This window comes from Aestuariibaculum sp. M13, assembly GCF_024723255.1.
GTDB lineage: Bacteria > Bacteroidota > Bacteroidia > Flavobacteriales > Flavobacteriaceae > Aestuariibaculum > Aestuariibaculum lutulentum.
Genome location: NZ_JANIAC010000002.1, coordinates 604,066 through 618,529 on the forward strand (window position 1 = coordinate 604,066; position 14,464 = coordinate 618,529).

Annotated in this window: 12 protein-coding genes; 8 read left to right on the forward strand and 4 right to left on the reverse strand. The window is 30.3% G+C overall.

Annotation, left to right across the window (positions count from 1 at the left end):
- The 6 genes from NO995_RS09645 to NO995_RS09670 are packed head-to-tail and all read left to right on the forward strand — an operon-like array spanning position 1 to position 8,288.
- Entirely contained in the window at positions 1-1,953 is a 1,953-nt protein-coding gene (locus NO995_RS09645) for a site-specific DNA-methyltransferase (protein ID WP_258227325.1), read from the forward strand.
- A gap of 5 nt (positions 1,954-1,958) precedes the next feature.
- Complete coding sequence (locus tag NO995_RS09650; protein ID WP_258227326.1) at positions 1,959-4,625, forward strand: TnsA endonuclease N-terminal domain-containing protein; 2,667 nt, start codon at positions 1,959-1,961, stop codon at positions 4,623-4,625.
- 24 nt (positions 4,626-4,649) lie between these two features.
- The gene (locus NO995_RS09655; RefSeq protein WP_258227327.1) at positions 4,650-4,994 is read left to right on the forward strand and encodes a hypothetical protein; all 345 of its coding nucleotides are present in this window, start codon (positions 4,650-4,652) and stop codon (positions 4,992-4,994) included.
- An 18-nt stretch (positions 4,995-5,012) separates the two neighbouring features.
- Positions 5,013-6,845, forward strand: coding sequence for a DUF262 domain-containing protein (locus tag NO995_RS09660; RefSeq protein ID WP_258227328.1), 1,833 nt, complete (start codon positions 5,013-5,015; stop codon positions 6,843-6,845).
- A gap of 6 nt (positions 6,846-6,851) precedes the next feature.
- Entirely contained in the window at positions 6,852-7,979 is a 1,128-nt protein-coding gene (locus NO995_RS09665) for a DUF4268 domain-containing protein (RefSeq protein ID WP_258227329.1), read from the forward strand.
- A 21-nt stretch (positions 7,980-8,000) separates the two neighbouring features.
- Positions 8,001-8,288: a helix-turn-helix domain-containing protein gene (locus NO995_RS09670; RefSeq protein WP_258227330.1), complete on the forward strand. Its 288-nt coding sequence runs from the start codon at positions 8,001-8,003 to the stop codon at positions 8,286-8,288.
- A 39-nt stretch (positions 8,289-8,327) separates the two neighbouring features.
- Here the strand turns inward: NO995_RS09670 and NO995_RS09675 are convergent, their stop codons facing one another.
- The gene (locus NO995_RS09675; RefSeq protein WP_258227331.1) at positions 8,328-8,576 is read right to left on the reverse strand and encodes a hypothetical protein; all 249 of its coding nucleotides are present in this window, start codon (positions 8,574-8,576) and stop codon (positions 8,328-8,330) included.
- A gap of 96 nt (positions 8,577-8,672) precedes the next feature.
- On the opposite strand from NO995_RS09675, the gene NO995_RS09680 reads away from it, so the two are divergent.
- Positions 8,673-8,990, forward strand: a complete 318-nt coding sequence (locus NO995_RS09680; RefSeq protein WP_258227332.1) for a hypothetical protein — start codon at positions 8,673-8,675, stop codon at positions 8,988-8,990.
- On the forward strand, positions 8,990-9,709 hold the full coding sequence (locus NO995_RS09685) for a recombinase family protein (RefSeq protein WP_258227333.1): 720 nt from the start codon (positions 8,990-8,992) through the stop codon (positions 9,707-9,709). The genes NO995_RS09680 and NO995_RS09685 overlap by 1 nt, the downstream gene beginning before the upstream one ends.
- 125 nt (positions 9,710-9,834) lie before the next feature.
- On the opposite strand, the gene NO995_RS09690 is transcribed toward NO995_RS09685, so the two are convergent.
- The 3 genes from NO995_RS09690 to NO995_RS09700 form a co-directional block, all read right to left on the reverse strand.
- Complete coding sequence (locus tag NO995_RS09690) at positions 9,835-10,095, reverse strand: hypothetical protein (protein ID WP_258227334.1); 261 nt, start codon at positions 10,093-10,095, stop codon at positions 9,835-9,837.
- 180 nt (positions 10,096-10,275) lie between these two features.
- A complete protein-coding gene (locus NO995_RS09695; RefSeq protein ID WP_258227335.1) occupies positions 10,276-12,546 on the reverse strand; it encodes a hypothetical protein in 2,271 nt (756 codons plus the stop codon).
- A gap of 224 nt (positions 12,547-12,770) precedes the next feature.
- Entirely contained in the window at positions 12,771-14,423 is a 1,653-nt protein-coding gene (locus tag NO995_RS09700) for a hypothetical protein (RefSeq protein WP_258227336.1), read from the reverse strand.
- Positions 14,424-14,464: the final 41 nt, after the last annotated feature.

Consider the following 14,464-nt stretch of genomic DNA (forward strand, 5'->3'; position numbering starts at 1 on the left):
ATGGAGCAAGGTAAATTAGATATACAAGTAGAGAAAAAATTAGAAACTGTAGAAGATTATAAATTTGAACCAATCAAAGGATATGCAATGCTTCATTGGAAAGGTAAACGACCTTTTACCTCAACACAGTTCTATCCTGCTCAATTAAAAGAAACATATGGAAAAGAAGTTAATGGATGGTTAAACAAAATTTTTTGGGGAGATAATCTTCAAGTGATGTCCCATCTTCTTAAAGAATATAGAGGTAAAATTGACCTAATTTACATTGACCCCCCTTTTGATTCCAAAGCTGACTATAAAAAAAGTATAGGCATAAAAAATAAAACCTCTACCACAGATATAAATGCTTTCGAAGAAAAGCAATATACTGACCTATGGAGTTCTGATGGATATCTTCAATTTATGTACGAAAGAATAATCTTATTAAGAGAATTATTGAATGAGAATGGAGTAATTTCTCTCCATTGTGACTGGCACAAAGTACACAATCTAAGATGTATTATGGATGAAGTTTTTGGGCATGAAAATTTTGTAAATGAAATAATTTGGCAAAAAATACGAACAGCTAAATCTCAAAGTACATCATTCGGCAATATTCACGACACTATCTTAATTTATTCTAAAACAAAATCCTTTACTTACAACAAACAATATTTTGAACCAGATTTCAAAAAATTAAAAAAACATTATAGTAAAACAGATGAACAAGGTAGAATTTATCAACCCGTTTCATTTACCCAAGATGGACAAGGAGAGCCCCGAGATTTTGGTGAAAAAGGAATACTTATACCTCCTCCAGGCAAACATTGGATATGGTCCCAAGATAGAATTTGGGATGGATTAAAAAAAGGACTAATTGAATTTTCTGATAATGGTAATCCTAAAAAGAAAATGTTTCTTGATGATGTTAAAGGAACAGCTATTGGTGATATATGGACAGACATATTTCCTTTAAATTCAATGTCAAAAGAAAGAACCGATTACCCAACCCAGAAACCTGAAAAATTATTAGAAAGAATAATTACTACATATACTAATCCAGGAGATTTAGTGTTTGATTCATTTATGGGGTCTGGAACAACACAAAATGTATCGATGATATACGGAAGAAGGTTCTTAGGTTCAGATATTAATTTAGGAGCTATAGAAACAACTATTAAAAGACTCTTAAAAACCTCAAAGTCAATAGAAATACAATCTCCTTCAATCAAAGTAAATTCTGACAATGAAAACGATTCGTTAGTTGATATATTTTACACTGGTTATTCAGTTTTTAATGTAAACAATTATGATGTTTTTCGAAATCCCGTTCAAGCTAAAGAAATCTTAAAACAAGCATTGGAAATACAACCATTACCAAATAATACTATTTATGACGGTGAAAAAGACGGTAGAATGGTAAAAATAATGCCTGTTAATAGAATTGCAACCAGAGCAGATTTAAATGAATTAATTAGTGGTTTTAACATAAAATCGTTCGAAAAAAAGTTCGAAACATCTCCTAACAAACCTGTAGAAAATATATTGCTTATTTGCATGGGGCATGAACCAGATTTAGCAGCCACTTTACAAAAAGAAATGCACCCTTTTAAATTGGATGTTGAGGTAGTAGACATACTTAGAGACAAAGCAAATCTAGAATTTAAGCGAGATTCTGAAGCTGAGGTAAAAATTACAGATGACACATTGGTAATTGAGCAGTTCTACCCAATGAACTTGCTTCAGAAACTTTCCTTAATGAAAGAGAATGTTGAAGATTGGAAGGAACTAACTGAATCTGTAAAAATAGACTTTAACTACGATGGTGCTGTTTTCGAACCACAAATTGTAGATGTTCCTGAAAAAAATGAATTGGTATTAGGGGAATACCCTATTCCAGAAGATGCTGGAACAATTAGAATAAAAATAACGGACTTACTATCAGAGTCTTTAGAATTAACCATTGAAAACTAAAAGTGATGGCTAAAAAAAAGACAAATTCAGATATAGATTTTCCTTTCTATACCTATCTAAAACTTTTTCACGATAATAACAAGAAAAAAGTATACAACTCATATAAACCTTTAACCAAAAAGTTTTTAGACTTTAATAATCCTGAAAACCCCACAGCATATTTGCGCCAACCTCAGTTCGAGGCATTAGAAATGTATGTTTTCCTTAAAGAATTTTTGGAAAACAACTACCTATATGAAGTTTTTGAAAATTGGTTTAACAAAACTGGTAAATTCGAAAAACGTGATGATGTTGGTATTTCTAAAACGAAAGGAACTGTAGGAACCCTTAACATGTTTGGTCCTTCTGAGTTCCAAAATGAAGATAAATTAGTTTTCAATGAGGTGTTTAAACAAATAGAGTCTTTTAAACAGATATATCCAAACTACATTTTTGCTTTAACAATGGGACTTGGAAAAACTGTATTAATGGCAACCTCTATTTTTTATGAATTTCTCTTAGCTAATAAATACCCTAAAACAAACAGATATTGCCATAATGCACTGGTATTTGCTCCTGATAAGACAGTATTACAATCACTTAAAGAAATTGAAACTTTCGACAAGTCAAAAGTGATTCCACCTGAATATGCTAACTGGTTAGACACGCATTTAAAATTTCATTTTTTAGATGATACAGGGGTCTCCTTAAATGCATTAGATAACTCAAAGTTCAATATTATCATTTCTAACACACAAAAGATAATATTAAAAAAACAGCACAAACAAAAGTCACCCTCTGAAAGCTTATTTAACGACGGTGGTGCGTTACATAAAGCAAAGTCTCTAAATAAAGATTTCGAGGACCTATATGGCTTCGAAATTGACACAGATGTAGAATTACTATCGAATCAAAGATTCGCTAAATTAACTCGCTTAAAACAGCTTGGGATATATGTAGATGAGGCACACCATGTATTTGGCACCAACCTAGCAAAAGATTTTGGACTTAAAAAAACCTCAACCAGTCTTAGGGTAACTATCAATGAATTAGCAGAAGCTTTAGATGAAGCAGGTTCAAGGGTTGTTGGCTGTTATAATTACACGGGGACTCCTTACGTTGGAAAAAGATTATTACCTGAGGTAGTTTATGCTTATGGCCTAAAGGAAGCTATTGATAATAAATTCTTAAAAAAAGTTAGAATTGAAGGTTTTGAGAATGTTAAAACTCAAACAAAAGCATTTGTTAGAGCAGCTATTTCAGAATTTTGGGAAAAACATAACGGCAAACGATATGAGGGTATGCTCCCTAAATTCGCTTTTTTCGCTTCATCAATTGATGAGCTCCAAAATGAATTAAGACCTATTATTGAGGACATTTTAGTAGAGTTAAACATACCTATTAACAAGATATTAGTTAATGTTGGAGATGATAAAATCACAAGTAATGATGACCTTCGAGAATTTAGAAACCTTGACAGACCTGAATCTAACAAACAATTCATATTACTAGTAAACAAGGGTAAAGAAGGTTGGAATTGCCGTTCCTTATTTGGTGTAGGATTACATAGAGAACCTAAATCAAAAGTATTCGTTCTTCAGGCTGCTATGAGATGTTTAAGGGCTGTAACCGAAGTGCAACAAGAGGGGATGGTATATCTTTCAGACGAAAACATAAAAATACTAGAAAACGAATTAGAACAAAACTTTAAACTTTCGGTTGATGAACTAACAAGTGCTGGAGACAGTAAAGATTTAGTTGAAATTAGACTGGTCCCTCCCCCTGTCAAGATTAAAGTTAAAAGAATCAAAAAACTCCATCAATTAAAAGAAAATAAGATTAAAGATGGTGTTAACCTAGAAATTGATAAAATCGATTTCGAAGCTTATAAAATAAGAAGAACGGTTAGAGATATAAGAGATTTATCAGATGCCAAGAAAAACGGAGAATTAACGGATATCGATAAAAGGGAATTCTCAGAATACACCTTAGTTTCTGAAATAGCAAGATACTTATATCACCCTGAAGGCGTTGACAACCTAAGTAAAATAAGCTGTTTAGAAATAAGAAAAGTCTTAACCAACTCTGTTGATGGTATAAAAAAAGTCTTAGAAGCGGTTAACAAACATAATGAAGTCCTTTATGACTGGGTTATCCCCAAACTATTCAATTCATTCTACACTATAGACTCTTTTAACAAAGAAGAGGAAGAGGAAATTGAATTGGTAAAAGAACCAAAAGAAGGGTTCTATAGAATGAAAGCTAAAGCTGAATTAATTGCTAATATAGAGGACCCTAGATACTCTTTATATAAAGAGAAGTCATTTCATTTAGATAACTATTGTTTTGACTCATTGCCTGAATCTTCAATGTTTACCTCTCTTTTAAAAGATGAGGTTATTGAAAAGGTGTGGTTTACGGGAATGTTAACACATGGACAATCTGATTTTTTAATTAGATATATTGACCCAGAATCTCATACTGTAAGAAGTTATTACCCTGATTTCCTAGTCAAAGTTAAAACTGAAGACAATTCTGAGAAATATGTTATCATCGAGGTTAAAGGAGACAACAAGATAGATGATGCCGTAGTAAAAGCTAAATCTGATTATGCATCACAATTAGCAACTGCCAGTGGAATGACCTATCAAATTGTTAAAGGTTCAGAAGCAGCTAATGGTATAATGGTTTAATTAAATAATAACTAAAGTTAGGCTATGGAGGTATTGTATTTTCAGGTTGGAATATTCTTAATTATTGTAATTGCTGGATTATTTGGAAATTCTTCTAGAAATACGGCTACAATTTTAGCAATTATTTTCACCATTGCAATGGTGTTCACCTCTCAACTAATGATTGTACAATTCATAACCATTGTCATATCCTATATTGTTTCAAGAAGCATATCAAAAAATTCTAAGGATAAAAATCTTGATGATTACGAAAAGTACAGGCAGAAAAACCAGAATAAAACAAGTTTTGGGGATAAATTGGGTTGCATATTTATCTCCCTTTTGGCTCTCCTAACAGTGTTAGCGGTAATAATCGAGAAGGTTAGATGATAATTATAAATTTCTTCTATGTCAAATAATCAATTAGAAAATCAATTTTCAATTAAAGCCAATACCTTTACCCTGAAGCAAAACATTGATGATAATAAAAATGTAGTACTTAACGAGGATTTAAAATATGTAATTCCAATTTATCAACGTCCCTACTCATGGACTGAAGAACAAATAACAAAATTTATTTCAGATATTTTTATCTCCTTTTACGGCTATGATAAAAATTCAAAACCAGAACCCATGTTTATTGGAACGATGCAACTTTCTGGTCAAACAAAACAAAATGGGCATAAAATAGAGCAAGAAGTTGTAGACGGGCAACAAAGACTAACTACATTTATTTTACTTCTTAAACTACTGTCTAAGGAATTTAACGACAACAACGAACTTAAAAACCTCAACTTTGATTGGCTCGAAACTAAGGTTAACAGCGGAGAACAACAAAAATTTCTCACCACTTTTTTAAATGCTGAAACCTACCCTATTTTAAATGAAGAGACTCTCAATCCTTATTTAAAAAATGCTGCTATTATTCAGCAACTTTTAAATGAAGAATTTAAAGATGAACTTGGTAACTCTATAAATTTTGATATTGATGCCTTTATAAATCACTTATATTCCAATATCTACTTTGTGATTATAGAAACTTTTGCAGGGCTTTCAAAAACACTTCAAATTTTTGATGCAATAAATACAACGGGGTTAGACCTTAATGGAAGTGATATTTTTAAGATAAAAATGTACGAGTACCTTAAGGATTTTGAAAAAAAAGATGATTCGGTATTTGAGGAAATAAGTTCATTATATGCAAAAGTAGATAGGCTGAATTTGGAACTTGATTCCAATATTGCATTTTCTGAAATTTTAGGAATTTATAGTGATATACTAATTTCAAAATATAGTCTGAACACATCTTTATATTCTTTGGGAGCTGATACTTTCTTTGAAAGATTATTTGATACTATTTTTAATATAAAAGTTTGGAAAGATTTTAATAATGCCCATAAAGTCCAATTAAGTATTGATGAATTGGAAAAAATTATTGATGCCAGGTTTTTATGGGAAAAATTGCCATATCCAACTTTTGAAGACTCTTGTTTAATGCACATTACTTGGTGGTCAAGATATAGACGATTTTGGACGATAATTATTATTTTCATTTATAAATACAATCCCCAGAAGAACGACTTATTTTTATTCACCAATCGCTTAAATAAATTATATTTCTTGTATAGTATATATTTCGACAGAGCTATAAATAATATATATACATTCACACATAGGCTAATTGATAAAATTATTAATGATGAAAATATTGTTGATATAATAGAATCAATAGAAAATAAAATTCATGGTGAAGTTCCTTATTATGAATTAGAAGGTAAACTTGTATTTGAAAAAAACTTAAATGGGGATATTGTTTATAACCCTAAAAAGAAAAATTTGATATGCAGAGTTTCTGCAATGTTAGATGAAGAATACAAGAAGCAAACGAATTCCGATAAATTAAAAGAATACTTTTTTAATAATGCAAAGTTCCCAAATGATATTGAACATATCCAGTCTTTTAATGATGAAAATTTAAGCTTAAGGGATAAAATTAAACAAGAATGGGGTGAAAATTTAAACTCAATTGGGAATTTAGTCATCCTTGAAAGAGATATCAATAGAAGTATTAGTAATAATTGTTATCCAGAAAAAGTAAAAGAATACACTAAAAGTAAATTCAGTATTGTTCAAAAACAGGTTAAGAACCATAAAGAATGGACTTTAGAAGATTGTAAAAATAGAAAAGAAAAAGAAATAACTAAATTATCATCTTACCTATTTGATAGCATTAAAAACTAACTAATCATGTACAAAATAAATAAAGGTGAAAATAAAATATCCCGATTAGAAGAGAAATCTTTCAAAGAATTAGGCTTTACAGAAAGAGCTCACCTTCAAGAATGGCTTGCTGATAATCCAACAGCTTTAGGTGAAGAAATGCTTATTATCCAAAAAGAATTTAGTGGCTTTAATGAAACCAATGAACGTTTGGATTTATTAGCCCTAGACAAGCAAGGTAGCTTAGTTATCATTGAAAACAAATTAGATGATAGCGGAAAAGATGTCACATGGCAATCTCTAAAATATGCCTCATATAGCTCTAGTCTAACAAAATATCAAATTAGAGATGTTTATCAGGATTACTTAAATAAATACGAGAATGGAGATAATGCTGAAGATAAACTATCCGATTTTTTTGATGGAAAAGATTTTGAGGAATTAAGCTTAAATGTTGGCACAACACAGCGTATTATGATGGTTTCTGGAAGATTCAGAAAAGAAGTTACTTCAACCGTCCTATGGCTAATGAGCTACAATATACGTATCCAGTGTTTCAAAGTCACTCCTTTTGCGATGAATGACGACCTTTTTCTTAATATAGAACAAATCTTGCCTGTTAAAGATGCTGAAGATTTTTCCATCTCTATGGCTAATAAGGTTCAAGATGAAATTGCTGCTCAAGAATCTCTAAAAAACAGGCATCACGTAAGATTAGCTTTCTGGAAAGAATTTTTAAAAGAAATAAATACGAGTAATAATCTTTTTTCTAACATATCTCCTTCAAAAGATAATTGGTGTGGAATTGGAATTGGTTTGAGTGGCGTTAACCTAAATGTTGTTGCTACTAAAAAATCATGTAGAGCTGAAATATATATTAATAGAGGAAATAAGGATGAAAACAAAGAGTTTTTTGATTTCCTTGAAAAAATGAAACCTGAAATAGAATCTACTTTTGAAGATAATCTCATCTGGGAAAGAATGTCAGACAAAGTTTCCTGTAGAATTAAAGCTCAGTTAGATAATGTAGATATCTTTGAACCTAACGATTGGGAACAAATGATATCATTTTTAACAGACGCTGCTCAGAGAATGAACAAAGCTTTTAAAAACCCTATTAAAAAGTTAAGTAATTACGCTAAGAATAAATCGTAGTATTTTATTACTCAAGTCAAAATGGATATAACTAGCCTTAAATTCGAAGATTTACCAGAAGCAATGACCTTATTGCTTAGTAAAGTTGAAAAGTTAGAAGACGAATTAAAAACTTTAAAAGAACATTTTCAACCCAAAGAGCCTTTAGAACTTATGTCGGTAAAAGAAACAGCCGATTTTTTTAAAGTTGGCACTTCTACCCTATGGCGCTGGAACAAAATGGGTAAATTAAAAGCCTATGGTGTTGGCTATAGAGTCTATTATAAAAGAAAAGAAATTGAAGAAGCTCTAATTTTAATCAATGGCTAACTTACGTAATAAGAGAACTTATTTCTAATAGTGAGATAATTATTTTTTAAAAGCCTTTACCATTTCAATTGCACCAGCAGTTACAAAAAGTATTATTGCAAACAGTAGATTAAGAATTAAATTCATCACCCCTAAGGTATTCACAAAAGAATTCGAATTGTATTTCCTTTCCGCACTTTGAAACGAGCGATACCAGTGGTCAGCCTCTAAATCGTATTTTGTTCGAGTTCTTACACTTTCATCATTAGGTCTCCATAAATACTCAGTGCTTTTACTATGATTTTCCATGAATTAAAATTTTATACCACAAATATAACAAATTGCTAACTAATGTTTGCAATTTGTTATAAAATATTTTATCTTTGATTATATAACTTAAACGTCATGAAAACCAACACTTCAATTCAAATTGCTCAAATTATTTTAAACCAAATTAAGTCTATTGATAGGTCTGCACTTTTTGCATGGGGAGCAAAAAACTATTTGGCTTTACCAGAGTCAAAGGATTTTCAAGGAGGTGTTACCTTTAAAGTAAACGGTTTAACATTTAAAGGATGGGTTAAGGTTGAATTAACTTGGCTGGATGAATACAAAGTATCTTTCATCAATAAAAAAGCCGAGGTTGTAAAATCTTATGAAGGCGTTTATTACGACATGCTTGTACATATCATAGACTATATAGAGGGTAAATACGCTGCCTAATGAAAAGTTACGTAGCATATTATAGGGTCTCAACCCAAAAACAAGGAAATTCTGGGCTCGGATTACAAGCTCAGAAAAATGCCGTTTTCGCTCACATAAAGGAAAACGGTAATTTAATTGGCGAATTTACTGAAATTGAATCTGGTACTAGAAAAAAAAAGCGTGTAGAGATTTATAAAGCTATTGAACTTGCTAAATCCTCTAAAGCAACCCTGATAGTCGCCAAACTTGACAGATTAGCTCGTGATGTGGATTTTACTAGAGCCCTTTTTAAAGGTGGAGTAGATTTTATTTGCTGTGATAACCCAAATGCCAACAAATTAACTATCCAATTACTTTCTGTTATAGCTGAAAATGAAGCTGAAGCTATTTCTAACCGTATTAAAGAAGCTCTACAAGTTAAAAAGGAGAAAATTAAACAAGGTATCTACACTAATAAGGATGGTTCAACAATGACTCCCATAAATGGAGAAGTTAGACTTGGCAATCCAAATGGTTTTGGGGAATTTCAAAAACTTGGAGTTGAAAAAATCAAAGAAAACGCTCGTAATAATAAAAACAACATTCAAGCAATGGATATCATCTGCTCAGCTCGGAAAGAAGGTATGACTTTCCAAGCTATTGCAGATAAATTAAATAAACTTCAGTATACTACCAGAAAAGGCAAACAGTTTAACCCCATTCAAGTTCATCGCCTTTTTAAGAAGTGTGAAGATTAAACTAATACAACAATATTTATACCTCAATTATATTCAATGTTGTCCATGAGCTTTATATCCTTTATTGATGATATTCAATCTCCTTAATCTTCCCTCTTTGATTCCGAATCTATAATTTGTTTATTCTACAAACTTCCTTTTTTTGGGATAAAGGTTATATCCTTTTCTTCTTCATAATATTCCCAACCTATTTCATCACATACTTTATTTAACCAACCATTTTGCATAGCAACATCAAAATATTCTGGAGCTACTTCTTTCCATTCGTACACAGTTTTATATTGTGATTTAGGTTTGGAAACTTTTTTTAATATTTTCTTTTCTGAAACCTTCGCCCTAATAATTGCTTTTTCAGAAACCTTAATACTTGTTTTTTTTTCATTCATAATGTAAAAATTTTAAAAGTTTTAAAAAATTGTTTAACAATGATGCAAATATCGGGTATCATCACAAGTATAGAGAGGGATTCCCAAGGATTCCCTCAAAATTAAAAATGAAAAAAAAATTAACGAATTTAGGAAGTCAACTTCCGCTCGCAATGGATATCATATGGCTAAATTCTGGTTTTATTCAAGTGCTTTAATGTCATTCAATTCACTTAAAATACCTTGCTCTCGGAATTGGGAATAAATATTAAATTGAATAACATTTCTTTGGTTTTTCCATATTATTAATGTTTTAAAAGCAATTGTGATTTGGACTTGCTTTCTTAAATCATTTTCGGTTTCTCTATCCAACCATCTTTTTCTAATCTCACTATTTTCCTCTAAATTTAAGTCAAGAACTGAGGTGTAAACATTATTTTTTCTTGTGGTCAATGAATCAATTTCAATTTCAGATTTTTCAAATTCTAAATTTTTGATTGTTGGTAAATCATCTCGTTTAAGAATGAAAAATGTATCTTGAACTCTGTTGTTGCTAGACCGAAAATGAATAATTAAATCGTTAAACTCTTTAAGTAAATCCAATTTTCCAAATGATGGATTTATAGCAACAATAACATAATCTGAATTAACTTTTAACCTTTTAATTGCAGAATTTAAATCACTTTCTTTAAACAAATATCGTTTTGTCCTTGACGAAAGAAAAGAATTTGGGATATAATAGTCTAATTTATTTTTAACTACTTGACTTGCAAAAAAAGTATCAAAATTTAAGTGTGAATTATCCTCTGTAAAAGCTTGTTTTGGATAATTAGTTTGCAATCCATTCACACCAAATTTGGTAACATCTTCTTCATTTGATAAATCTTTAGGGTTTTGAATTACTTGATATTTATTGAACGCACTCTCTAATATCTCATCAGTCTTTGAATTAAACTGTTCAACTTTAGGTTTATAAAGCGTAATGTTGTTTTCGTTGTATTCAATTTTTTCTTGAATTTTAGTTTTAAGCTCTTCTAAAAATATTGAAAATGTATTTTCTCTAGCATCTTCTTCAATGATTGATTGATAACCTAAAACTTCCATTAGTTCTTCGTTGATTTTAACTTTTTCTAGGTTGTTTTCAAAAACTAAAATGTTTCGCAGCCAATAATTAAGTTCATTTGTGCCTTTAGGTAAATTAGGTAAACCTTTAAAATCGTGAAAGGTATAAAAAGGGCGTAAAGTAAATTGACGAATAAACAATAATGCCAAAAATGAATTAATCCAAAACCTGATTTTTTGCCCCCAATAGTCGTCAAGTCCAGAAAAAGGGTACATGAATTCTAATTTATCTTCTAATAAATAATTGTTTTCTGAAAAATTGTGTAACATTTCAAAAATTTCAGTCATATGAGTAGGAAGAAGCACATAATTTGGTGGTAGACTGGTTGAGTGATTAAAAACAAATTTAATAGCCTCATAATTACTTTTAAACATTAAAAGACCGCCAAAAGCAAAATTGAATTCTTGAAATTCTTTTCGTTCTTCAATTCTTTTATTTATTGCTTCTTGATTACTGTAAAATCTTGTTTCGGTGTTGTATTCTTCTCCTTCAATATGTCTTAATTTGTGGTCATAATGTTGATGAGCTCGTTCCCAATACATTTTGACGAAATCTGTTCTGTCAACTATTAAATTGATATTTCTCCATAGCCAAGTATAAGACTCTTTTGAAGTAGATATAGAGCTAAAGCCTTCTCCTAAAATCCAGATTCCGCTAACCGCTCTATGTTCCAATACTCGAAGTTTGTTTTTGTGACTATCTACCAATTCTGAAGTTACGTTATAGTTGAATTGATAAAGGTCAAATGGGTATATTAAAGCTGTTTTATTATCGTGTGATTTTTGAAGTTTAGAAAATTCGTCAAAATAAAAACTCACTAAAGTCTTCTGAATATGAGTGTCCTGATTGCGAATGGCGTAGTAGGCAAATTCATTGATAGTTTTTAAATGGTAATTCTCTTCTATATCAGAATCCTTAGAATCATTATATTTAGATACAAGATAGTTCAATAGTTTTGTGGACTTATGATTGTAAATCGAAACTTTATTTAGCCAAATAAAAAAAAGAATAATTAAAACAGAAGTTGTTAAAAAAACTAATAAATCGGCAGAATTATTTACAATCCAATACTTTTCCCAACCAAATAAAGGCTCAAACATAAAAATAAGCGGTATAAATGATATTACCGTTGAGTAAATCGCTAGAATGAAATATGAAATTTCCCTTCCTAGAATCTTTACTTTCTTTTGCGGAAATTCTTTTTCAAATAATTCTGAAAGATAGTCTGATGAATATTTACTCCCAATATTCGAAATTTTGTCAATTATAATAGGATAAGCAATACCAATTATTGCTATGTCTAACGCAACACAAATTGAGACAATATTATCTATTTCGGGTACTTTCATTTATTACTATAGAGTTTGTTTTAATTTATAAGAACGATTTAGTTATCAGTTATTGGTTTTGAAATGTGTACTGTATTAATAGCAATGTTTTCTTATATCCTTCAGCGGTAAGCAAATGACCTTTCCAATTAGATTAAACCAAATGTAATAAAAATACTCGGACGTTAGGATTTGTTATTAATCACATTATTTTGGATGTAAATTGTTATGCACTAGGATTTGATTTATTTTAAATTCACCAATCCAAAAAAGTTTGACATTTCTAATAAATGTTTTAAGTGAGCTTCGAAATTTTTAATGTGCACAATTTTATAATTTACATTACCTGAGAATGGTTGAACAGTATCAAAATGATACTTTCCGTCAAAATATTTTTCATTATCTACAACATAAATCATTTCAATATTTTTGTTTAGGCATTTCTTGAGTTTTTTATTATCTCTTTCTACTATTTCCGATAATCCATTATCACCTCCAAAAAAGTCTAATGGTTCAAAATGTTGAATGCCTTGACATTCAATAGCTATATTGAAATCAGGTAAATAAAAATCTAAATTCTGTCTCCCCAACCATTTAAATCTTTTTTGCATTTCATGTATAACGCTATACTTTTCTAGATAATTAAAAACTGCCCTTTCCAACTTACTCATTTTACAAGCTGGACAACCAGCACCCATTAAATGATTATTAGCCTTCTGCCAAAATTTATGGTCACATTTTTTACATTTAATGTGGATTTTAGACGCAGCTGTCATGTAACTAGTTAGGTATTCATATTCATCAGGAAATGCTTTCTCAAGAAATTCCTTATTACTTAAACGACTTAATCTTCTTGTTTGGCGCAATGATTCTAATCCACATTTAGGACATCCATGTTGCGTTAAGAGGGTATTAGGAGTTTTATAAAATTCTCCATGTTCTTTTCCTGTTTCAGTGTCTTTATTATAACATATGATTGTCACTTTAGTAGATGAATCTACGTAATCAACTAATGAATAATCATATAATGGGGCTCCGCTTTTATCTTTATAGATTTCATTTGCTTTTTGTATAAAAAAACTCCTATCCATATAATTTCCAGTACATTTAGGACAGTTTTTGCCACCGAGGTGATTTGATGGTGACTGCCAAAAAACACCATGTTCTTTACAAATGATAGAGACTTTAGAATGAGTTTTTTTATAGACTGTCTTAGAATAATCATATCGATTACCATGTACTTTCTCCGCTTTTTCAATCCATTCTTTTGTGGTAGGTGAATAAATGTTAGCGCATTTAGGACATCCATTACCTCTTAAATGACTATCTGGAACTTGTAGAAAAAGTCCATGCTCTGAACAAATAATATTTACTTTTTTACGTGCAGTTTTATATTCAACTTCTGAATAGTCATAATGGTTATTATGAATTACTTTTGCTCTTTTTATAAATAGTTCTTGAGTCATATAATTCCCAGTACATTTGGGACAGTTTCCTCCTACAAGATGATTAGATGGTTGTTGTAAAAACCCTCCATGTTTTTCACCTGTTATTTCATCTACATTGTGACAAATAATACAAACTTTTTCAGTAGCTCTAACATACTCTACTTTTGAATAATCATATTTGTTTCCATGTTTTTTTATAGCCTTTTCAATAAATTCTTCAGTATTAGAAAACGCTTTCTTAATTGCTATTTTTCGCGCACATTTCAAACATCCTTTACCTCTAGAATGAGAATTTGGAATTTGATAAAAAGGTCCATGTTCTGGACAAATAATACAGACTTTTTCTGTTGCTCCTACATACTCTACTTTTGAATAATCATATTTATCCCCATGTACATTTATTGATTTCTCAATAAACTTTGATGCTCTGATATGTAAATTTTTACTCATAACTTCGATACATCATAGGTACTAATGAAAAAACTTGAATC

Excerpts from the sequence above, each read along its gene's own strand:
- NO995_RS09645 (WP_258227325.1), top strand. The coding sequence starts at position 1 with ATGGAGCAAGGTAAATTAGATATACAAGTAGAGAAAAAATTAGAAACT.
- NO995_RS09650 (WP_258227326.1), top strand. The coding sequence starts at position 1,959 with ATGGCTAAAAAAAAGACAAATTCAGATATAGATTTTCCTTTCTATACC.
- NO995_RS09655 (WP_258227327.1), top strand. The coding sequence starts at position 4,650 with ATGGAGGTATTGTATTTTCAGGTTGGAATATTCTTAATTATTGTAATT.
- NO995_RS09660 (WP_258227328.1), top strand. The coding sequence starts at position 5,013 with ATGTCAAATAATCAATTAGAAAATCAATTTTCAATTAAAGCCAATACC.
- NO995_RS09665 (WP_258227329.1), top strand. The coding sequence starts at position 6,852 with ATGTACAAAATAAATAAAGGTGAAAATAAAATATCCCGATTAGAAGAG.
- NO995_RS09670 (WP_258227330.1), top strand. The coding sequence starts at position 8,001 with ATGGATATAACTAGCCTTAAATTCGAAGATTTACCAGAAGCAATGACC.
- NO995_RS09675 (WP_258227331.1), bottom strand. The coding sequence starts at position 8,576 with ATGGAAAATCATAGTAAAAGCACTGAGTATTTATGGAGACCTAATGAT.
- NO995_RS09680 (WP_258227332.1), top strand. The coding sequence starts at position 8,673 with ATGAAAACCAACACTTCAATTCAAATTGCTCAAATTATTTTAAACCAA.
- NO995_RS09685 (WP_258227333.1), top strand. The coding sequence starts at position 8,990 with ATGAAAAGTTACGTAGCATATTATAGGGTCTCAACCCAAAAACAAGGA.
- NO995_RS09690 (WP_258227334.1), bottom strand. The coding sequence starts at position 10,095 with ATGAATGAAAAAAAAACAAGTATTAAGGTTTCTGAAAAAGCAATTATT.
- NO995_RS09695 (WP_258227335.1), bottom strand. The coding sequence starts at position 12,546 with ATGAAAGTACCCGAAATAGATAATATTGTCTCAATTTGTGTTGCGTTA.
- NO995_RS09700 (WP_258227336.1), bottom strand. The coding sequence starts at position 14,423 with ATGAGTAAAAATTTACATATCAGAGCATCAAAGTTTATTGAGAAATCA.